Here is a 19,631-nt window from a genome sequence, read left to right on the forward strand (position 1 = left end):
GCTACCCCGACATGAACCACAGCACCGGCACCCTCTACATCATTTCCGCCCCTTCGGGCGCGGGCAAGACCAGCCTGGTCAAGGCCCTGATCGACGCCGATCCGTCGATCCGCGTTTCCGTGTCCCACACCACCCGCGCCATGCGCCCGGGCGAAGTGGACGGCGTGAACTACCACTTCGTCTCGCGCGAAGCGTTCGTGAAGATGGGTGAACACGGCGACTTCCTCGAGCGCGCCGAAGTCTTCGGCAATCTCTATGGCACCTCCCAAAGCCACTTGCAGCAGACCCTGGACGAAGGTCACGACCTGATCCTGGAGATCGACTGGCAAGGCGCCGAGCAGGTGCGCAAGTTGATGCCCCAGGCTCGTTCGATCTTCATCCTGCCGCCGTCCCAGCAGGCCTTGCGCCAGCGCCTGACCAACCGCGGCCAGGACAGCGACGAGATCATCGAAGGCCGGATGCGCGAAGCGGTCAGCGAGATGAGCCACTACGTCGACTACGACTACCTGATCATCAACGACGATTTCGCCCATGCGCTGGACGACTTGAAGGCGATTTTCCGCACCAACCAGCTGCAGCAGAAGCGCCAGCAGCAGCGTTTCGGCAAATTGCTCGCCGAATTGCTGGGCTGAATAGCACTTCCCAAAACCGCTGCAAGGGCTTTACATTGGCACTTGTAGCGGGCCGGAAAGCTTGGTTAAAAAATCAGCGCTTCCCTAATCGCTGGTGATTTTTTAAACTGTTGAGTCCGCTCGCCCATCCGGGCAGCGCGCATATTGCATTTGCTACGAGGAAGACCATGGCCCGCGTAACCGTTGAAGACTGTCTAGAACACGTGGATAACCGCTTTGAGCTGGTCATGCTCTCTACCAAGCGTGCCCGTCAACTGGCAACCGGCGGCAAAGAGCCGAAAGTAGCATGGGAAAACGACAAGCCTACCGTCGTCGCCCTGCGCGAAATCGCTGAAGGCCTGATCGACTACGCAGCTATCGCCGAAGCCGAAATCGTTGAAGATGAACCGCTTTTTGCTGCATTCGAGGACGAGTCCAACGAGGCCGTCTAAGCCTATGCCTGGTCGACGTAGCACGGCGCGGGATCACAGCTTACGGCAGGAGTCATCATGCCGAGCATAGACGCCCTCGCCGATCGCTTATCGACCTATCTCGGCACGGACCAGGTCAATCTGGTCCGCCGAGCGTATTTCTACGCCGAACAAGCCCATGACGGTCAGCGCCGTCGCAGCGGCGAGGCGTACGTCACGCACCCGTTAGCGGTCGCAAACATTCTCGCCGACATGCATATGGACCATCAGAGCCTGATGGCGGCCATGCTGCATGACGTGATCGAAGACACCGGTATCGCCAAGGAAGCGCTGCAAGCGCAGTTTGGTGAAACCGTGGCCGAACTGGTCGACGGGGTCAGCAAACTGACCCAGATGAACTTCGAGACCAAGGCCGAAGCCCAAGCGGAAAACTTCCAGAAGATGGCCATGGCCATGGCGCGCGACATTCGCGTGATCCTGGTCAAGCTGGCCGACCGCCTGCACAACATGCGCACCCTGGAAGTGCTGTCCGGCGAAAAACGCCGGCGGATCGCCAAGGAAACCCTGGAGATCTATGCACCCATCGCCAACCGCCTGGGCATGCACAGCATCCGCATCGAATTTGAAGACCTCGGTTTCAAGGCCATGCATCCGATGCGTTCCGCGCGGATCTACCAGGCGGTCAAGCGCGCCCGGGGCAACCGCAAGGAAATCGTCAACAAGATCGAAGAATCCCTGAGCCACTGCCTGGCCATCGACGGTATCCAGGGCGAGGTCAGCGGCCGCCAGAAGCACTTGTATGGCATCTATAAAAAGATGCGCGGCAAACGCCGGGCCTTCAACGAGATCATGGACGTCTACGCGTTCCGGATCATCGTCGACAAGGTCGACACCTGCTACCGCGTGCTCGGCGCCGTACACAACCTGTACAAGCCGCTGCCGGGTCGCTTCAAGGATTACATCGCGATCCCCAAGGCCAACGGCTACCAGTCGCTGCATACCACGCTGTTCGGCATGCACGGCGTGCCGATCGAGATCCAGATCCGCACCCGCGAAATGGAAGAGATGGCCAACAACGGCATCGCCGCCCACTGGCTGTACAAATCCAGCGGCGACGAGCAGCCGAAGGGCACCCACGCCCGGGCTCGTCAATGGGTCAAGGGCGTGCTGGAGATGCAGCAACGCGCCGGCAACTCCCTGGAATTCATCGAAAGCGTGAAGATCGACCTGTTCCCGGATGAGGTCTACGTGTTCACGCCGAAAGGCCGGATCATGGAGCTGCCCAAAGGCTCCACGGCGGTGGACTTCGCCTATGCGGTACACACCGACGTCGGCAACAGCTGCATCGCCTGTCGGATCAATCGCCGCCTGGCGCCGCTGTCCGAACCGCTGCAAAGCGGCTCCACCGTGGAAATCGTCAGCGCCCCGGGCGCACGCCCCAACCCGGCCTGGCTCAACTTCGTGGTCACCGGCAAGGCTCGCACCCATATCCGCCACGCACTGAAACTGCAACGCCGCTCCGAGTCCATCAGCCTGGGCGAACGCCTGCTGAACAAGGTGCTCAACGGTTTTGACAGCGCGCTGGAAAAGATCCCCGCCGAACGCGTGCAAGCGATGCTCACCGAGTACCGCCTGGAGCTGATCGAAGACCTGCTGGAAGACATCGGCCTGGGCAACCGCATGGCTTATGTGGTCGCCCGCCGCCTGCTTGGCGAAGGCGAACAGCTGCCAAGCCCGGAAGGTCCGCTGGCCATTCGCGGCACCGAAGGCCTGGTCCTGAGCTACGCCAAGTGCTGCACGCCGATCCCGGGCGACCCGATTGTCGGCCACCTGTCCGCGGGCAAAGGGATGGTGGTGCACCTGGACAACTGCCGCAACATCAGCGAAATCCGCCACAACCCGGAAAAATGCATCCAGCTTTCGTGGGCCAAGGATGTCACCGGCGAATTCAACGTCGAGCTGCGCGTCGAGCTGGAGCACCAGCGCGGCCTGATCGCCCTGCTGGCCAGCAGTGTCAACGCGGCCGACGGCAATATCGAGAAAATCAGCATGGACGAACGGGATGGTCGCATCAGCGTGGTCCAACTGGTGGTCAGCGTGCACGACCGCGTGCACCTGGCCCGCGTGATCAAGAAACTGCGCGCCCTGACCGGCGTCATTCGCATCACTCGCATGCGTGCATAGCTCGCTATATAGCCCGCCCATTACAAGGAGTCATTCATGACCAAGACCGTTATCACCAGCGACAAGGCACCCGCCGCGATCGGCACCTACTCCCAGGCGATCAAGGCAGGCAATACCGTCTACATGTCCGGCCAGATCCCGCTCGATCCAAAGACCATGGAACTGGTGGAAGGCTTCGAAGCCCAGACCGTCCAGGTATTCGAGAACCTCAAGTCCGTGGCGGAGGCTGCCGGTGGTTCGTTCAAGGACATCGTCAAACTGAACATCTTCCTCACCGACCTGAGCCACTTCGCCAAGGTCAACGAGATCATGGGCAAGTACTTCCAGCAGCCTTACCCTGCCCGCGCCGCCATCGGCGTTGCCGCCCTGCCAAAAGGCGCGCAGGTTGAAATGGATGCCATCCTGGTCATCGAGTAACACGTCCGGCGCGGCTACCCAGGCCGCGCCGTCTCCGTTCTGAAAGGATTTTCTCATGCGCAAAGCGCTAGCCCTCTCGTTGTGCGCCCTGTTCCTCGGTGGCTGCGCCAGCGATCCCGCCGACCGTGACATCAGTGGCACCTGGATCAATCAGGTCGCCATCGACGCCGCCGCCAAAGGCGGACCGCTGCGCGAAGCCCTGCAAGGCTACGGCCCGAACCTGGAATGGGACGTCAACACCAAGGCCAGCCAGGCGCGCTACACCAACGGCTTCGAAAACGTCGAAGGCAAGGTGCTGGCTGAAGAGTCCGGCGCCTGGAAAATCGATTTCTACGGCAGCTCCGCCAGCGAATTGAAACGCGACGGCAAACAGCTGCTGCAAGAAGCCAACGACAACGAGCCGGAGCAGGTCTTCGATCGTCCCAAGGACCCGGCCCCGGAAGGCGCGCCACTGGGCGCCAACTTCGAGCGCGCCCTGTACTCGGCTTACCTGGGTGGCGAATGGAAAATCGTCAACGGCCCGGGCGAAGGCGGCACCGTGCTGTTCCAATCCAACGGCCAGGTCATGGGTTTGCCGGGTGCCGATCGCTACGCACTGTGCCTCGCCGGCGACTGCGCCTCGATGAGCGGCGGCTACGACAACCTGTGGCTGCAGCTCAACGGCCAGGGCAACCCGTGGATCTTTGCGCGCAACGGCAAGCAACTGGAGATCTTCCAGCCCATCAACGCCTCCCAGGCGAACGAGGTACCTTCCCTCACCCCGGGTACGCGCCAGTGGCTACTGGAAAAACAGTGATCCAGCAAAAAGGAGCCGAAAGGCTCCTTTTTCTTTATCCATGATGCGGCTCAGCCCTACCCTTCGATAATCTGCGCATACCCCTCGCGAAAACTCGGATAACGCGGCGCCCAGCCCAGGGCCCTGGCGCGGGCATTGCTGCAGCGCTTGCTGCCGGAACGCCGCACGCTCGAGCTGTCTGCCCACTCGGTCACGCCCAGGTACTCCCGCAACCAGCCCACCACCTCGGCCAAAGGCACCGGTGCATCGTCGACCCCGATATAGCAATCCTCAAGCACCACGCCGCGCCGATCGGCCTGCAACAGGAAGGCCAGCAACCCCGCGGCATCGTCGGCATGAATGCGGTTGCCATACAGCGGTGGATCGATGGCGACGCGATACCCCTGACGCACCTGATTCAACAGCCATTCCCGCCCCGGGCCGTAAATCCCGGTCAACCGCACCAGGCTGGCTGGAATGCCACTCTGCAAGGCCACTTGCTCGGCCTCGAGCATCAGCCGCCCGGAATAGCCGTCGGCCTGGGCCGACGAGGTCTCGTCGATCCACTCGCCATTTTTCTGCCCGTATACGCTGCTGCTGGAAACGAACAGCAAGCGTTTCGGCGACTGCCCGTTCTGCTTGAGCCAGCCCAGGACATGGGTCAGCCCCTCGACATAGGCCGCACGATAGCCCGCCTCGTCATGCTCGGTGGCGGCCGCGCTGTACACCAGGTAATCCAGCGACGTGGTGGGCCAGGCTGGCGGACACTGCTCACTGAAAAGATCGCCCGCCACGCCGATCACCCCTTCCGGCAATTGCGAAACCGTGCGCCGCAGGCCGTAGACCTGCCAGTTTTCAGCCAGCAGTTGCTTCGCCAGACGGCTGCCGACATCACCGCAGCCAGCGATCAGAACAGAAGGGGCGGACATCAGAAAACTCCTATCAGAAAGGCACAGACTAGCGTCGGCAATGGACGAGCGGCTAGCAATCAAAGAAAAAAAGATACTCTATTACTTCTGTTAACAAGAATTAGTTGCAATAATGACGGCCCATTTGTTCTCGGCCCTGCGAGGCCTAGAAGGACACTTACCCTTTTCCCTCTCAGGTCCGGCCAGCATGACACGCAATCAATTCTCCGCTTCGCCAACCCAACGCCCAAGCCCGCTGCGCGCCATGAGCGCGGCCGCAGCGTTGCTGTTCAGCCTGCTGCTGGCACCGACCGCGGCCTTCGCCGATGAGCAGGCCCCGGCTGGCGCCGCGACACCTGCGGCAGCCCACGCGCCGGCCGACGCCACGGCGCCGGTAGCCACTCCGGTCGCCGCAGCGCCGGCACCTGCCGAAGGCGAAGCAGCCGTCGATGCACCTGAAGTCCTCGAAGCGGACAACTCCCTGGGCATGGCCCACGACCTGTCTCCCTGGGGCATGTACCAGAACGCCGACATCATCGTGAAGCTCGTGATGATCGGCCTGGCCATCGCCTCGATCATCACCTGGACCATCTGGATCGCCAAAGGCTTCGAGCTGATGGGCGCCAAGCGTCGCCTGCGCGGTGAAATCCTCAACCTGAAAAAGGCCACCACCCTCAAGGAAGCCAGCGTCACCGCCGCCAAAGAAGGCACCCTGGCCAACCTGCTGGTCCACGACGCCCTGGAAGAAATGCGCCTGTCGGCCAACAGCCGCGAGAAAGAAGGCATCAAGGAACGCGTCAGCTTCCGCCTCGAGCGCCTGGTAGCCGCCTGCGGCCGCAACATGAGCAGCGGCACCGGCGTGCTCGCCACCATCGGTTCCACCGCGCCCTTCGTCGGCCTGTTCGGTACCGTGTGGGGCATCATGAACAGCTTCATCGGCATCGCCAAAACCCAGACCACCAACCTCGCCGTCGTCGCCCCCGGCATCGCCGAAGCTCTGCTGGCAACCGCGCTGGGTCTGGTCGCGGCCATTCCGGCGGTGGTCATCTACAACGTCTTCGCCCGCTCCATCGCCGGCTACAAGGCCCAGGTCTCCGACGCTTCCGCAGAAGTCCTGCTGCTGGTCAGCCGTGATCTCGATCACCTGCCGACCGCCGAGCGCTCTGCGCAACCTCATGTGGCCAAAGTAGGGTAATCCGCCATGGGCCTGCATTTGAAAGAAGGCGCAGAAGACGATCTCGCCGAAAACCACGAAATCAACGTCACGCCGTTCATCGACGTGATGCTGGTACTGCTGATCATCTTCATGGTCGCGGCGCCGCTGGCGACCGTGGACATCAAGGTCGATCTCCCGGCCTCGACGGCCAAACCGGCACCACGCCCCGAGAAACCGGTGTTTCTCAGCGTCAAGGCCGACCAACGCCTGTACCTCGGCGACGACGAAGTGAAGGCCGAAGCCCTCGGCGCCACCCTCGACGCCAAGACCCAGGGCAAGAAAGACACGACGATCTTCTTCCAGGCCGACAAAGGCGTGGATTACGGCGACCTGATGAGCGTGATGGATGCCCTGCGGGCCGCCGGATACCTGAAGGTCGGCCTGGTCGGACTTGAGACGGCTACCAAGAAATGATCACGACGCGCCAAAAACTGACGCGTTACAGCGGTAGCCTGGCCATCGTACTGGGGGTCCATGCGGTCGCGATCCTGCTCGCGCTCAACTGGAGCTCCCCCATGCCGGTCGAGCTGCCACCGCAGGCGATGATGGTCGAGCTGGCGCCGCTTCCGGCACCGCCTCCTCCCGCGCCGCCCAAGGTCGTGACGCCACCGCAGCCGCCGGCTCCGGTCGAAGAGCTGCCGCTGCCCAAACTCGCGGAAGCGCCGAAACCGACGATTTCCGTGCCCAAGCCGGTCAAACCCAAGCCCAAGCCGCAACCGCCCAAGCCGGTGGAGAAAAAGCCGGAGCCGCCGAAGGAAAAGCCGAGCGAAGAGAAACCTAGCGACGCTCCGCCGACGCCCACCGCGGCACCGTCCTCGGCACCGGCTCCGGGCCCGTCGCCGGCGCAGATCGCCGCCAAGGAAAGCTGGCAAGGCACGCTGCTGGCGCACCTGGCCAAGTACAAGAAGTACCCGCCGGGTGCCCAGGCGCGCGGCAAGGAAGGCCTGAACCGGCTGCGCTTCGTGGTCGACGCGCAAGGCAACGTGCTGTCCTATGAACTGGTAGGACGCTCGGGCAACGCCGATCTGGACCGGGCCACCCTGGAAATGATCCGCCGCGCCCAGCCGCTGCCCAAGCCACCGGCGGACATGCTCAACAACGGCTCGATCGAGATCGTCGCGCCCTTCGTCTACTCCCTGGAGAAACGTCGCCGCTGAGCATGATGCCCAGGCAATCCCCAGCAAAAAGGCACCCAAAGGTGCCTTTTTGCTTTTCCAGGCATGACCGGCATGCATTGCCCGGTGTCACAGCGAGCATTGAGTCTGATAACGTGCGTCTATCGATTGCAGCCGGTATGCTTGGCCCGCAACCTCATGGACGTCCGCTATGACTCTTACTGAATTACGCTACATCGTTACCCTCGCCCAAGAGCAGCACTTCGGCCACGCGGCCGAGCGTTGCCATGTCAGCCAGCCGACCCTGTCGGTGGGCGTGAAGAAGCTTGAAGACGAACTCGGTGTGCTGATTTTCGAGCGCAGCAAGAGTGCGGTACGTCTGACGCCGGTCGGCGAAGGCATTGTCGCCCAGGCGCAGAAGGTCCTCGAACAGGCCCAGGGCATTCGCGAACTGGCCCAGGCCGGCAAGAACCAGCTGACCGCCCCGCTGAAGGTCGGCGCGATCTACACCGTCGGCCCGTACCTGTTCCCGCACCTGATCCCGCAACTGCACCGGGTCGCCCCGCAGATGCCGTTGTATATCGAAGAGAACTTCACCCACGTGCTGCGCGACAAGCTGCGCAACGGCGAACTGGACGCGATCATCATCGCCCTGCCGTTCAACGAAGCCGACGTGCTGACCCTGCCGCTGTACGACGAACCCTTCTACGTGCTGATGCCCAGCACCCACCCCTGGACCCAGAAAGAGACCATCGACGCCAACCTGCTCAACGACAAGAGCCTGTTGCTGCTGGGCGAAGGCCACTGTTTCCGCGACCAGGTCCTGGAAGCCTGCCCGACCCTGACCAAGGGCAACGACGGCGCCAAGCACACCACGGTGGAATCCAGTTCCCTGGAAACCATCCGTCATATGGTCGCTTCCGGCCTTGGCGTCTCGATCCTGCCGCTCTCGGCGGTGGACAGCCATCACTACGCCCCGGGCGTGATCGAAGTGCGGCCGCTGACCGCGCCCGTGCCGTTCCGCACCGTGGCGATCGCCTGGCGTGCCAGCTTCCCGCGGCCGAAAGCCATCGAAATCCTCGCCGACTCGATCCGCCTGTGTTCGGTGGCCAAGCCGCCTGCCGCGAGCTAAGCCGTCGCGATGACTGAGCTGTCGAACGTGCCGGTCACGGCACTCAAGGGCGTCGGCGAAGCCATGGCCGAAAAGCTGGCCAAGGTCGGCCTGGAGAACCTGCAGGACGTGCTGTTCCACCTGCCCCTGCGCTATCAGGACCGCACCCGCGTGGTGCCGATCGGCGCGCTGCGCCCTGGGCAGGACGCGGTGATCGAAGGCACCGTCAGCGGCGCCGACGTGGTGATGGGCAAGCGCCGCAGCCTGCTGGTGCGCCTGCAGGACGGCACCGGCGGGCTCAGCCTGCGCTTCTACCATTTCAGCAACGCGCAGAAAGAAGGCCTCAAGCGCGGCACCCGCGTGCGCTGTTATGGCGAAGCCCGCCCAGGCGCGTCGGGGCTGGAAATCTACCACCCGGAATACCGCGCCATCAGCGGCGATGAACCGCCGCCCGTGGACCAGACCCTGACCCCCATCTACCCGCTCACCGAAGGCCTGACCCAGCAGCGCCTGCGCATGCTGTGCCAGCAGAGCCTGGCCCTGCTCGGCCCGCGCAGCCTGCCGGACTGGCTGCCGCAAGAGCTGGCGCGGGATTACCAGCTGGCGCCGCTGGACGATGCGATTCGTTACCTGCACCACCCGCCGGCCGATGCCGATGTCGACGAACTGGCCCTGGGTCACCATTGGGCCCAGCATCGCCTGGCGTTCGAAGAGCTGCTGACCCATCAGCTGTCCCAGCAGCGCCTGCGCGAAAGCCTGCGCTCGCAACTCGCCCCGGCGCTGCCCAAGGCCACCCGGCTGCCAGCGCTGTACCTGAAGAACCTAGGCTTTCCACCCACCGGCGCGCAGCAACGGGTCGGCAACGAGATCGCCTACGACCTCAGCCAGCCCGAGCCGATGCTGCGGCTGATCCAGGGCGACGTGGGGGCCGGCAAGACCGTGGTCGCCGCCCTCGCCGCCCTCCAGGCGTTGGAAGCTGGCTATCAGGTGGCGCTGATGGCACCGACCGAGATCCTCGCCGAGCAGCACTTCATCACCTTCAAGCGCTGGCTCGAGCCGCTGGGGCTGGAAGTCGCCTGGCTGGCCGGCAAGCTCAAGGGCAAGAACCGCACAGCCGCCCTGGAACAGATCGCCGCCGGCGCGCCGATGGTGGTCGGCACCCACGCGCTGTTCCAGGACGAAGTGCAGTTCAAGAACCTGGCGCTGGTGATCATCGACGAACAACACCGCTTCGGCGTGCAGCAGCGCCTGGCCCTGCGCCAGAAAGGCGTGGGCGGACGCCTGTGCCCGCACCAACTGATCATGACCGCCACGCCGATCCCACGGACCCTGGCGATGAGTGCCTACGCCGACCTGGACACCTCGATCCTCGACGAGCTGCCCCCTGGCCGTACGCCGGTAAACACCGTGCTGGTCACCGACTCGCGGCGGGTCGAAGTCATCGAGCGGGTGCGCGCCGCCTGCGCCGAAGGGCGCCAGGCCTATTGGGTGTGCACGCTGATCGAGGAATCCGAAGAGCTGACCTGCCAGGCCGCGCAAACCACTTACGAAGACCTGAGCAGCGCCCTGGGCGAACTGCGGGTCGGCTTGATCCACGGGCGCATGAAGCCGACGGAAAAGGCCGAGGTCATGGGCCGGTTCAAAGCCGGTGAATTGCAGCTGCTGGTGGCCACCACCGTGATCGAAGTCGGCGTCGATGTGTCCAACGCCAGCCTGATGATCATCGAGAACCCCGAGCGCTTGGGCCTGGCTCAGTTGCACCAGTTGCGTGGTCGCGTTGGTCGCGGCAGCGCCGCCAGCCATTGCGTCATGCTCTACCATCCTCCCTTGTCGCAGATCGGCCGCCAGCGCCTGGGCATCATGCGCGAAACCAACGACGGTTTTGTCATCGCCGAAAAGGACCTGGAACTGCGCGGCCCCGGCGAGATGCTCGGCACCCGCCAGACCGGCCTGCTGCAATTCAAGGTCGCCGACCTGATGCGCGATGCCGACCTGCTGCCGGCCGTGCGCGATGCCGCCCAGGCCTTGCTCGAGCGCTGGCCGCACCACGTCAGCCCGCTGCTGGAGCGCTGGCTGCGCCACGGGCAGCAATACGGCCAAGTGTGAGCAGCGTCTCAGTTAAGGGGCGAATGCCCCGATCAAGCTGGTTATACTCCTGAAATTGTTTGAAAACGGATACAGACCATGACAGAAGTTGCCCTCGCCACCGCAGCCCCGCACGCTCCGTCTGTAATCCGGCTGCTGCTCGGCAAGCTGGACATCGGCTTCACGGAAGTCCTCGACCATCCTGGCCTGCCGGCCGCGCGCAAGGTACAGGCCGTCCTGCTGGACGACGCCGTCGGCGCGCTGATGGTGCTGTTCCCACAGAGCCAGTTGCTGGACCTCAATCGCCTCGCCGAACTGACCGGCCGCCGCCTGACCGCCGTCTCTACGGAACGCCTGGAGCGCATGCTCGGCAAACACAACCTGAGCCTGCTGCCCGGCCTGCCGGCGCTCACCAGCTCGCCCTGCCTGTATGAAGAAAGCCTGCTGCGCGAGCCGACCCTGCTGATCAACTCCGGCGAGCCGGGCCTGCTGCTGGAAATCACCAGCGACGCCTTCAAGAGCATGCTGAGCAAGGCCAGCGCCGGCAATTTCGGCGAGGCCCTGAGCAGCATCCGCCCGAACCTCGACCGCCCGGACGACGACCGCGAGGAAATCACCCAGGCCATGCAGGCCTTCACTGCCCGACGCATCCAGCAACGCCTGGAAGCGACCATCGAGATTCCGCCGCTGGCCGAAACCGCGCAGAAGATCATCAAGCTGCGGGTCGACCCCAACGCCACCATCGACGACATCACCGGCGTGGTGGAAACCGACCCGGCCCTGGCCGCGCAAGTGGTGAGCTGGGCGGCTTCGCCCTACTACGCCTCGCCAGGCAAGATCCGCTCGGTGGAAGACGCCATCGTCCGCGTGCTGGGCTTCGACCTGGTGATCAACCTGGCGCTGGGCCTGGCCCTGGGCAAGACCCTGAGCCTGCCCAAGGACCACCCGCAACACAGCACGCCGTACTGGCAGCAGTCGATCTATACCGCCGCCGTCATCGAAGGCCTGACCCGCGCCATGCCGCGTGCCCAGCGCCCGGAAGCCGGCCTGACCTACCTCGCCGGCCTGCTGCACAACTTCGGCTACCTGCTGCTGGCCCACGTCTTCCCGCCGCACTTCTCGCTGATCTGCCGCCACCTGGAGGTCAACCCGCACCTGTGCCACAGCTACGTCGAACAGCACCTGCTGGGCATCAGCCGCGAACAGATCGGCGCCTGGCTGATGCGCTACTGGGACATGCCGGACGAGTTGTCCACCGCCCTGCGCTTCCAGCACGACCCGAGCTACGACGGCGCCTACGCCGAATACCCGAACCTGGTGTGCCTGGCCGTGCGTCTGCTACGCAGCCGAGGCATCGGCTCCGGCCCTGTCGAAGACATCCCTGACGCCCTGCTCGAACGCCTCGGCCTGTCCCGCGACAAAGCCGAAGACGTGGTCAGCAAAGTCCTGGAAGCCGAAGTGCTGCTGCGCGAACTGGCCTCGCAGTTCAGCCAGCACTGACCCCAGAAAAAAGCCCCGTTCCCGTAGGAGCGAGGCTTGCCCGCGATCATCTTCCAGCTGGTATACCGCTCGCCTTCAAGCCTTCGGCTTGGCCTTCCTCGGCTTCAGGTACTTGGTCAGCCCCTGGAACCAGATCACCAGCGCCGGGTTGCCCTTGATCTGGATCGACTTGTCCTGAATCCCGGTCATAAAGGCCAATTGCTTGTTCTTCGCCTGCATCGTGGCAAAACCATAGGCCGCATCCTTGAAGGCAATGGCGAATGCTGGCTCGGGGTACACCCCGGACTTACTGGTAATCCGCTGATCCTTCACCCGAAAATGCCGCGCCACCTTGCCATCCAGCGTCTGCAGCTGGAACACCAGTTCCTTGTCACCCAACTGCTGCTGGAACGCCGGATTGGTCCGGCTGGCCTTGCCCATCAACAGCCCCAGCATCCACAGAAGAAAACGAAGTTTCATGCGCAAAGCCCCAAAGGAAAAATGAACGGCTGGCGCAGTGTAGCGGCTTCAGGGGGGAACGCCACAGTTATGCAGCGTTAGAGAAAGATGACTGTCTTTTTAGCGAAAATGACCACCAAGTCACTTCAAACTCCCTGTAGCCGCTGCCGCAGGCTGCGATCGAGTGCGCAGCACTCGCAAAGGGATGTGGACCCAGCACTATCGTTGCTCAAGGCAACTGCTGTAAGCCCGAGCAAAACGCTCGTCATACCTCAACACCACCGGCTCCTCGGGATCCACCGTGATATCCAGCAAGAACCCATCGTTCACGCCATACCTCACCCACCCAAGCGTGCCCGTCCCCTGCGTATCGAAAAACACCTTGGCCCGGATCGTCTCGCCATCGTCCTCATCGATCAGCAGATTGGCCTTCTCTTTGGCCACCTCCCGAAAAGGAAAATTGCTGCTCCTGAGCAACTCGGTGAGATAGCCGTAGCAGCCTTCTCCCGTCGCTCCATCTTCAGCCGAGCACATCGTGATCGGCAGCAGCGCGCCGAGCAGCACTCCAGCACCGAGCCCTCCCAAGCGCCTTACAGAAAACGCGCCTTTCGATATTTCAAGGACAGGATGCTGAATAGCAAACCTTGTGGAGGCTTTACCTTCAAAGAACAGAACTCGCGACAGCGTCATGGCACTCCTTATCACTCCGGACATACGTTGGGCTCCGGCATACTGATTGGGTAGTTGTAGGGGTAACGTGGGTCACCCGGCTTCATGTTATCCGCGGAGACACGCACTTGATTGCAGGGGAGGAAATGGACTTTCAGGGTTCCTGCTATGTCGTACTTCGGAATATCGACCACAGCCTTATGGCGAGAGTAGTGTTGCTTATGCTCCTCCATACGCTTGGCCCAGGCATCCGAATAGGGGCGTTCAGTCCATTCACTATACGAATAGGGATCGGGGTCTTTTTCCCATACAACCACTGCCGTAAGCCCCGGCATCCACGTACGAGGAACGGAACCGCAACAGGATTGCTTTCCTCCACCCTGATGTGCCCCCAAATTGGGGCCACCTGCATCGTTGACCGTAAAACGATTGATTGCGGCTGAAGTGTGGTTATAGCCCATCACAGGCGCAGCCAGCATCTTCGATGGTGCGCCATTGCACGCACTCAAAAGCATCAAGCTCACAAGGACCAAGGTCCGGTGAGTGCCTTCAAATGAGGCGTGGGTTATTGGGTCAATCAAAGAGCGAGACATGTCGTTACTCCCCTCGTCTCGAAATACGCTTGATCGGGTACTTTTCATTGAAGAGGATGAACATTGCTTACTCCGTGTCGATAGCCATCCATTACGTCCACGAGGCCATGAAGAGTTGCTTATCAAAAAACCAAGACGCTACCAAGTTGAGCGTTTGGCGAATGTAGGAAAACACCAATTTAGCGGCGAGATGATTCCTATTTGATGCGCGACTCAAGATCTGCCGAAGCTGTCACCCAAGCCCACTGAACACGCCGAAACCACATCGTCATAAAATGCGGCAATCGTGACGTTGCAGCTGCCAACCCTCCCCGTTATCCTTCCGCCGTCGCTGCAAAATCAGCGACCGGGCCTGGAAACCCGAAGAGCAAAAAGGCGCAACAGCAGCGCCCAGACCATCAAGTGCAGGCGCTTTTTTTGTGCCTGCATTTCTGTGTCATGGCGGCTGTGCGTGGGAGACCTTCGGGTCTGCCGGGTTCCTTTTGCCTCGGTTTTCCAGCCCGCGTACAGCTGCCACCCCTTCGCCTGGAAACGAAAACGGCAGCTTCTTTAACGTAAAAGGAGTTACGCCAATGTACGCATCCCACCTATACCAACCACACCATCTGCAAGCAGCAGGAGGTGCGCAATGAGCACCTCTATCAAAACCATCGGCATCGTTACCTTCGCCGACTGCGGCGAAAAAGAACAAAGCCTGTTCCGCGTCAATCCAGATATCCCAGCACGGGAAGCCTTGGAGCATGCTTCCAACCTGTTCTACTACGCCAAAAAGCTCATGCTCGATGCGGCAATGGAGGAACAAGGTGAGCGCTACGCTTGGCCGGCTTTTTATCTGTGCGAAATGGGCAAAGCTGTGGTGGATGACCTTTCTACTGCGATGCTCTCCGACACAACTACCGCTCAAGAGCGCATCTAAATCAGCACGTAAAGGGCGGCTCAATGACAGCCGCCCTTTACTGCCTTACAGCTACACCTTCTTCTCGGACAATTTCAGATTGCCAACCTGATTCGCCAGCATGTCTTTCCAGCCACCGGGCTTGTCCTCATCGTTGGCAGCTTTCGCCAGCATTCCGGCCAATGATCCCGCGTCCTTGTTCCGCGCGGCCTCTACAGCCTCCAGCGCCTGGTGCGCCACCAGGATTTTCTGCAACGCTGGCGTGTTGGCGGTCGCTTCGTTCAATGGCAACAGTGGCGGCAATGCCGCGACTTTAGCGGTGAGATCTCCCGGCGCCTTGGTGAACGCCCGCAGCGAATCCAAGTTGCTCATCATTGGCAGGGCAATATTGGTGAGCGGATCGAAGGCGCTGATTTCCGGCAGCTCCGGCAGGCCGACTTTGCCACTGAGCACTGGCAGCGCCAGGGACGGCAAGAACAACCCCAGCAGCATGCGCGGGTCCTTTTTCTTGATGCTCAGGCCAACGCTGGCCACGGCAATACCGAGCCCGATGACCCGGCCAGCGGTGGCCAACAACGACAGCTGCTTGTTCGACTCGTTGTCGAAATGCACCAGACGAATACGGAAGTAATCGGTGAAGGGTTCACGAGGCACGACCCCGGAACTGTTCATGAACCAGGCGCGGGAGTCGTGCACCTGATCATCGAACAGCGCCACCAGCGCTTCCTGGCCTGCTGCCGGCTTGTTGGGCGCGCTGAACATTTTTTCGTAACGGGCCGTACCTTCTTTATGGAGGTAGGCGTACTCCTCGGCTTCGTCCTCTTCGTTGATCAGGTACACCGTGCCGCCGAGCAGCATGTCGATTACTGCCACACTCGTGTGACCGTCGCCGACCAAACCCCACTCGCGCCGATAGTCATGACGGAACTCGGCTGCCGCACCGAGTAACTGACGGGTATCGAGCGAAGGCTCGAAGGCTTTTTCCCAACGGGCGCTTTCGTACTTGTCCTTGCCAACGATTTGTATGTTGAGCTGATGCTCTCTTTCGTCGCTCTCGGAATAAGTCGGCGCGGGTTTGCCCTGCGCAGCCGCAGTGGCTTCGGCCTTGTGGCGTTTCTCCAATGCCTCCCAGGCATCGATCTTGGCCTGAGGCATATCGGGAGACACGTTTTTGAAAAAGTCACGCTGTGCCAGGCCACCCGCGTAGCGGTCGATACGCCAGGCGGTAATCAATGCTTGCTGGCGCTTGATCATGTCTTCGAGCGGGCCAACCTGGCCTGCTGCCTCGGACTGCCAGGCGTTGAAGCGCTGGATGAGTTCCTCGGAGACTGCGAACTCCATTTCAGTATCAAGAGTCATCTTGCGCCAATCTTCATGGACACCGACCTCCAGTGCTGCTTCTGGAACTTGTAAAGGTGCTCCTGCCATAAATGCTTCTGCGTACAGATGCTGTAAAGGGATCTGCGACAACAGATGATCCGTACCAGCCATCGCTTTGCCTTGATCACCTGGCGGGTACCCACCACCAACATCCGAGTGAACACCCGGATAGAGATATTCGACGGTGCCGCTGCGGTAGCTGGACGGTTTGCTTGTATCCCGCTGACCGCTGGCGTTTTTGGGCCGACGACGAATCGAGTCCAGTGGAAAACTGGCACGCTGCTCATGTGCGGACGCCAAGTGCACGCAGCGCTTTAGAAAGTGGCAGTCTTCCGGCAGCGATGTATCCATGCACTGTTCTACAGCCTCATCAGGCAAACGCATGGTGCCATCAGCCCAGTCCATATGCCCGGCGGCAAAGGGGGCACTGTCGGCAAGACCTACGGCCGCCACGGTGTCGCAAATACCAAGGAACTCAATGGAAATCGGCAATCCGGCGAAACGATACTCCACCTTGCCGTTACCGCCCTGGGAGCGCGTGAGTGCCTGGAGCCAGTTGGCGAAGGTACGCGCCTGTGCCGCCCCTCGAGAGAATCCGTAAACATACAGACGCATGGCCAGAATATGAGGCTTCTCTTCAGAGTCCTGACGTTGCTTCAGAACTTTTTCCAAGTCATCCATATACGGACGCATGGCGGCCTCGCGTTTTTTCTCGCCATTTTCCAGAAGGCCCGCGGAGAATACATGGCCGTACCAATTAGTGGCCATGGCGTCCACCAGCGCCTGAGTATCAGCCAGCGAAAGAGGATCTTGTCCTGGGAGCGCATCCTTTAACGCCGCAATCATCCGAGTCAGGCCCCAGTTGATCCGGTTTTCACCACCGCTGGCCCCCATCAAGCCCATGTTACTTGGTGTAAATTCACGTATGTCGGGGAATACAGTTCCAACTCCAGGGCTGTAATAACTGAAGTATCCTTCTCCCCGAGTAGTGTCATCCGATCCTAGGCTCGCATGATAGAGACGCGCCATGTTACTGCATGAAGAGGGAGTCGATGCGCTGTCTGCATCGTTATTGTTGTTAGTTCCATCAAATATCATCGAGACATGTAGAGCTTTACAGCACGGCACACCACTGTGCGTATCACCCTTCGCCTGGAGCAACTTTCGCTGCTGATTAGCAAATACTGTCTCGTCGCGCTTTTGCCTTCTGATATTTTCCGAAAGTTGCTTGGGATCTTTCGGCAGGCGCCTGTTTAAAGGAAAAGAGGGCGCGATCATTGCAGCACTCGGGAGCATTTTTCCTCCACTGCTCATGGATTCGGACATACCTTGGGTTCCTCCATGTTCATTGGGTAGTTGTAGGGGTAGCGCGGATCTCTTGGTTTAATGTTATCCGCAGAGACACGAACCTGATCACAGGGAAGAAAGTGAACCTTTAAAGTTCCCGCCACGTCGTACTTTGGAATATCTACAATAACTTTATGACGGGAATAATTAGCAGCATGGCGTGCATAGTCCTTGCTATCAAGCTGACCATACTGATCTCGCTTAACATATCCATTTGGATCAGGATCCTTTTCCCATTCAACAATTGCCCTCAGTCCTGGTGTCCACTCACGAGGAACAACACCACAGCAGCTCTGCTTCCCCCCGCCTTGGTGAGGCCCTAAGTTGGGACCACCGGCACCGTTTACGGTAAAACGGTTAATAGCTGCCGAGGTATGGTTATAACCCGTAACAGGTGCAGACAGCATCTTCGGTTCGGCCTGGCAAGCGCTCAACGTCAAGACACCGGCAAATAGCAAGAAAGTACGTGCCGCACTTCTTTTACCTACGAATTTGGACATACCTTCAACTCCTCCATGTTCATCGGGTAGTTATACGGATACCCCGGAGAACCGGGTTTGATATTGTCAGCAGAAACCCGCACTTGGTCGCACGGAAGAAAATGCACCTTCAAACTTCCTGCTACAACATACCGAAGAATCTCAACCGTAACCTTGTGATGTAAGTAGTTGGCGGCGTGGCGTTTGTAGTCCTCAGTATCAAGCTGACCATACTGGTCTCGTTTGATGTAGCCGCCAGGATCCGGATCCTTCTCCCACTCAACAATCGCCCGAAGCCCCGGCACCCACTCGCGAGGCACCAAACCGCAGCAAACTTCGCTTCCCCCGCCTTGGTGGGGACCGATATTTGGCCCGCCCGCGCCATTGACCGTAAAACGATTGATCGCCGCAGAAGTGTGGTTATAGCCCGTCACCGGCGCGCCCAACATCTTGGGTTGGCTCTGGCAGGCCGAGATCATCAGCACACTGCTGACACCCAACAACAGCCGTAGCACCAGGCTGCTGGCATCCCCCTTGAAAGATCGGTTCATATCAACGGCCTCGCTGGCTCGTCGATGACGAAAGGCGAGTTATCCAGCAGCCATTCCTGGATAAAAGGCTGGCGCTCTTCCGGCTCCTTGAGGCCTTTTTTATTGGCGGCCAACTGGCTGTGGAACAGGTGGCGGATCAGGCCTTCCTTGCGGCTCATGCCGTAGTCCTGCGGGGTGGCGCAGCGTTCGATGCGGTAGTTGTCGGCCTCGGTCCAGGCCAGCAGGTTGGCCACTTGCGGGTGGTCGAACATGAAGGGCTCGATAACCGGTGGCGGGGCGTGGCGCACGTAGTTGCCGGGCAGGCTCTGGGCCTGCTGGTCGCGGTCGAGCCAATGCCAGACGATGACCGGGGTGTGGAAGGCCTGGCCTTGAGCCGGAGTCAGGGTTTCGCACACCGGCACGAACATGCGCGGGTCGTAGTAGCGCAGCACGCCTTCGGAACGGCCCTGGTTCCAGCGCGCCTGGGTGCAGCTGCACAGGTGCCCGGCCAGGGCTTCGAAGCTCCAGGGGCTGAACAGCGCCAGCACATGCTGATTGCAGTCAACGGCGCTGATAAAGGTTTTCAACCAGGGCTTCTGCGCCTTGTTCACCCGCAGCAGCAGCGGGCCGAAATCGGCGATCGCCACTTCCGGGGTGTTGTCGAACAGCTTGGCCAATACCGGTGCGTCCGGCTGGTTCGCCAGTTCCTCCAGCAACGGGTAGTCGAGGCTGGTGGCGTCGATCAGCAGGTCGATATGCTCCTGGCCCAGTCGTTGGGTTTCGTCCCATAACAGCTCGTGCCACTGCGGATTGCTTGCGTACATGTCAGGGTCCTTTAGCGTGCCGCCAGGGCTTGGCTGTTACGTTTGGCCCGGGCGAGGCATTCCTTGCACACGGGTGGCGGTGGCATGGGCGTGTTGCCAGGTGCAACCAGGGGCAAATCACCC

Annotated in this window: 21 protein-coding genes; 13 read left to right on the top strand and 8 right to left on the bottom strand. The window is 61.0% G+C overall.

Features of this window, described 5'->3' with window-relative positions:
• Nucleotides 1–11: 11 nt before the first annotated feature.
• From gmk to J4E58_RS21345, 5 genes are all read left to right on the top strand, one after another.
• Entirely contained in the window at nucleotides 12–632 is a 621-nt protein-coding gene (gene gmk / locus J4E58_RS21325; RefSeq protein WP_053263107.1) for a guanylate kinase, read from the top strand.
• A 167-nt stretch (nucleotides 633–799) separates the two neighbouring features.
• Nucleotides 800–1,063, top strand: coding sequence for a DNA-directed RNA polymerase subunit omega (rpoZ, locus tag J4E58_RS21330; RefSeq protein ID WP_007921129.1), 264 nt, complete (start codon nucleotides 800–802; stop codon nucleotides 1,061–1,063).
• A 57-nt stretch (nucleotides 1,064–1,120) separates the two neighbouring features.
• The gene (spoT, locus tag J4E58_RS21335) at nucleotides 1,121–3,226 is read left to right on the top strand and encodes a bifunctional GTP diphosphokinase/guanosine-3',5'-bis pyrophosphate 3'-pyrophosphohydrolase (RefSeq protein WP_007921131.1); all 2,106 of its coding nucleotides are present in this window, start codon (nucleotides 1,121–1,123) and stop codon (nucleotides 3,224–3,226) included.
• Nucleotides 3,227–3,262: 36 nt separating this feature from the next.
• Nucleotides 3,263–3,643: a RidA family protein gene (locus tag J4E58_RS21340; protein ID WP_007921133.1), complete on the top strand. Its 381-nt coding sequence runs from the start codon at nucleotides 3,263–3,265 to the stop codon at nucleotides 3,641–3,643.
• Between the two features lie 55 nt (nucleotides 3,644–3,698).
• Nucleotides 3,699–4,439, top strand: a complete 741-nt coding sequence (locus tag J4E58_RS21345) for a hypothetical protein (protein ID WP_007921135.1) — start codon at nucleotides 3,699–3,701, stop codon at nucleotides 4,437–4,439.
• Nucleotides 4,440–4,495: 56 nt separating this feature from the next.
• Here J4E58_RS21345 and J4E58_RS21350 read toward each other — a convergent pair whose 3' ends face one another.
• Entirely contained in the window at nucleotides 4,496–5,347 is an 852-nt protein-coding gene (locus tag J4E58_RS21350) for an SDR family oxidoreductase (RefSeq protein ID WP_087087538.1), read from the bottom strand.
• 187 nt (nucleotides 5,348–5,534) lie between these two features.
• On the opposite strand from J4E58_RS21350, the gene exbB reads away from it, so the two are divergent.
• The 6 genes from exbB (at nucleotide 5,535) to J4E58_RS21380 (ending at nucleotide 12,353) form a co-directional block, all read left to right on the top strand.
• On the top strand, nucleotides 5,535–6,521 hold the full coding sequence (exbB, locus tag J4E58_RS21355; RefSeq protein ID WP_087087536.1) for a tonB-system energizer ExbB: 987 nt from the start codon (nucleotides 5,535–5,537) through the stop codon (nucleotides 6,519–6,521).
• 6 nt (nucleotides 6,522–6,527) lie between these two features.
• On the top strand, nucleotides 6,528–6,956 hold the full coding sequence (gene exbD / locus J4E58_RS21360; protein WP_007921142.1) for a TonB system transport protein ExbD: 429 nt from the start codon (nucleotides 6,528–6,530) through the stop codon (nucleotides 6,954–6,956).
• Entirely contained in the window at nucleotides 6,953–7,699 is a 747-nt protein-coding gene (locus J4E58_RS21365) for an energy transducer TonB (RefSeq protein ID WP_007921144.1), read from the top strand. The genes exbD and J4E58_RS21365 overlap by 4 nt, the downstream gene beginning before the upstream one ends.
• A gap of 169 nt (nucleotides 7,700–7,868) precedes the next feature.
• Complete coding sequence (locus tag J4E58_RS21370; RefSeq protein ID WP_007921147.1) at nucleotides 7,869–8,789, top strand: hydrogen peroxide-inducible genes activator; 921 nt, start codon at nucleotides 7,869–7,871, stop codon at nucleotides 8,787–8,789.
• 9 nt (nucleotides 8,790–8,798) lie between these two features.
• Nucleotides 8,799–10,874 carry an ATP-dependent DNA helicase RecG gene (gene recG / locus J4E58_RS21375; RefSeq protein WP_087087534.1) on the top strand — a complete coding sequence of 692 codons (2,076 nt, stop codon included), beginning with the start codon at nucleotides 8,799–8,801 and terminating at the stop codon, nucleotides 10,872–10,874.
• Between the two features lie 78 nt (nucleotides 10,875–10,952).
• Nucleotides 10,953–12,353 (top strand): aminoacyl-tRNA deacylase and HDOD domain-containing protein, encoded by a 1,401-nt coding sequence (locus tag J4E58_RS21380; RefSeq protein WP_085532825.1) that lies wholly within the window; start codon nucleotides 10,953–10,955, stop codon nucleotides 12,351–12,353.
• 75 nt (nucleotides 12,354–12,428) lie between these two features.
• Here the strand turns inward: J4E58_RS21380 and J4E58_RS21385 are convergent, their stop codons facing one another.
• The 3 genes from J4E58_RS21385 to J4E58_RS21395 form a co-directional block, all read right to left on the bottom strand.
• Nucleotides 12,429–12,812 carry a helicase gene (locus J4E58_RS21385; RefSeq protein ID WP_087087532.1) on the bottom strand — a complete coding sequence of 128 codons (384 nt, stop codon included), beginning with the start codon at nucleotides 12,810–12,812 and terminating at the stop codon, nucleotides 12,429–12,431.
• A 198-nt stretch (nucleotides 12,813–13,010) separates the two neighbouring features.
• A complete protein-coding gene (locus J4E58_RS21390) occupies nucleotides 13,011–13,481 on the bottom strand; it encodes a hypothetical protein (RefSeq protein ID WP_087087530.1) in 471 nt (156 codons plus the stop codon).
• An 11-nt stretch (nucleotides 13,482–13,492) separates the two neighbouring features.
• The gene (locus tag J4E58_RS21395) at nucleotides 13,493–14,053 is read right to left on the bottom strand and encodes a DUF3304 domain-containing protein (protein ID WP_087087528.1); all 561 of its coding nucleotides are present in this window, start codon (nucleotides 14,051–14,053) and stop codon (nucleotides 13,493–13,495) included.
• Between J4E58_RS21395 and J4E58_RS21400 the strand changes: the two genes are divergently transcribed.
• Together J4E58_RS21400 and J4E58_RS21410 are read left to right on the top strand one after the other, a co-directional pair.
• Nucleotides 14,052–14,258: a hypothetical protein gene (locus J4E58_RS21400; protein WP_143481860.1), complete on the top strand. Its 207-nt coding sequence runs from the start codon at nucleotides 14,052–14,054 to the stop codon at nucleotides 14,256–14,258. The genes J4E58_RS21395 and J4E58_RS21400 overlap by 2 nt on opposite strands.
• Before the next feature lie 423 nt (nucleotides 14,259–14,681).
• The gene (locus J4E58_RS21410; protein ID WP_087087526.1) at nucleotides 14,682–14,969 is read left to right on the top strand and encodes a DUF3077 domain-containing protein; all 288 of its coding nucleotides are present in this window, start codon (nucleotides 14,682–14,684) and stop codon (nucleotides 14,967–14,969) included.
• Between the two features lie 51 nt (nucleotides 14,970–15,020).
• Here J4E58_RS21410 and J4E58_RS21415 read toward each other — a convergent pair whose 3' ends face one another.
• Genes J4E58_RS21415 through J4E58_RS21430 form a run of 4 tightly spaced genes read right to left on the bottom strand, consistent with a single transcriptional unit; the run spans nucleotide 15,021 to nucleotide 19,508 of the window.
• A complete protein-coding gene (locus J4E58_RS21415; RefSeq protein WP_087087524.1) occupies nucleotides 15,021–17,654 on the bottom strand; it encodes a DUF2235 domain-containing protein in 2,634 nt (877 codons plus the stop codon).
• Nucleotides 17,639–18,175, bottom strand: a complete 537-nt coding sequence (locus tag J4E58_RS21420; RefSeq protein ID WP_087087521.1) for a DUF3304 domain-containing protein — start codon at nucleotides 18,173–18,175, stop codon at nucleotides 17,639–17,641. Before J4E58_RS21420 ends, J4E58_RS21415 begins: the two co-directional genes overlap by 16 nt.
• Complete coding sequence (locus tag J4E58_RS21425) at nucleotides 18,160–18,705, bottom strand: DUF3304 domain-containing protein (RefSeq protein WP_087087519.1); 546 nt, start codon at nucleotides 18,703–18,705, stop codon at nucleotides 18,160–18,162. The genes J4E58_RS21420 and J4E58_RS21425 overlap by 16 nt, the downstream gene beginning before the upstream one ends.
• Nucleotides 18,702–19,508 carry a DUF4123 domain-containing protein gene (locus J4E58_RS21430; RefSeq protein WP_087087517.1) on the bottom strand — a complete coding sequence of 269 codons (807 nt, stop codon included), beginning with the start codon at nucleotides 19,506–19,508 and terminating at the stop codon, nucleotides 18,702–18,704. Before J4E58_RS21430 ends, J4E58_RS21425 begins: the two co-directional genes overlap by 4 nt.
• Nucleotides 19,509–19,631: the final 123 nt, after the last annotated feature.

The sequence above is a fragment of the Pseudomonas sp. FW305-25 genome (assembly GCF_017351415.1).
Classification (GTDB): domain Bacteria; phylum Pseudomonadota; class Gammaproteobacteria; order Pseudomonadales; family Pseudomonadaceae; genus Aquipseudomonas; species Aquipseudomonas chlororaphis.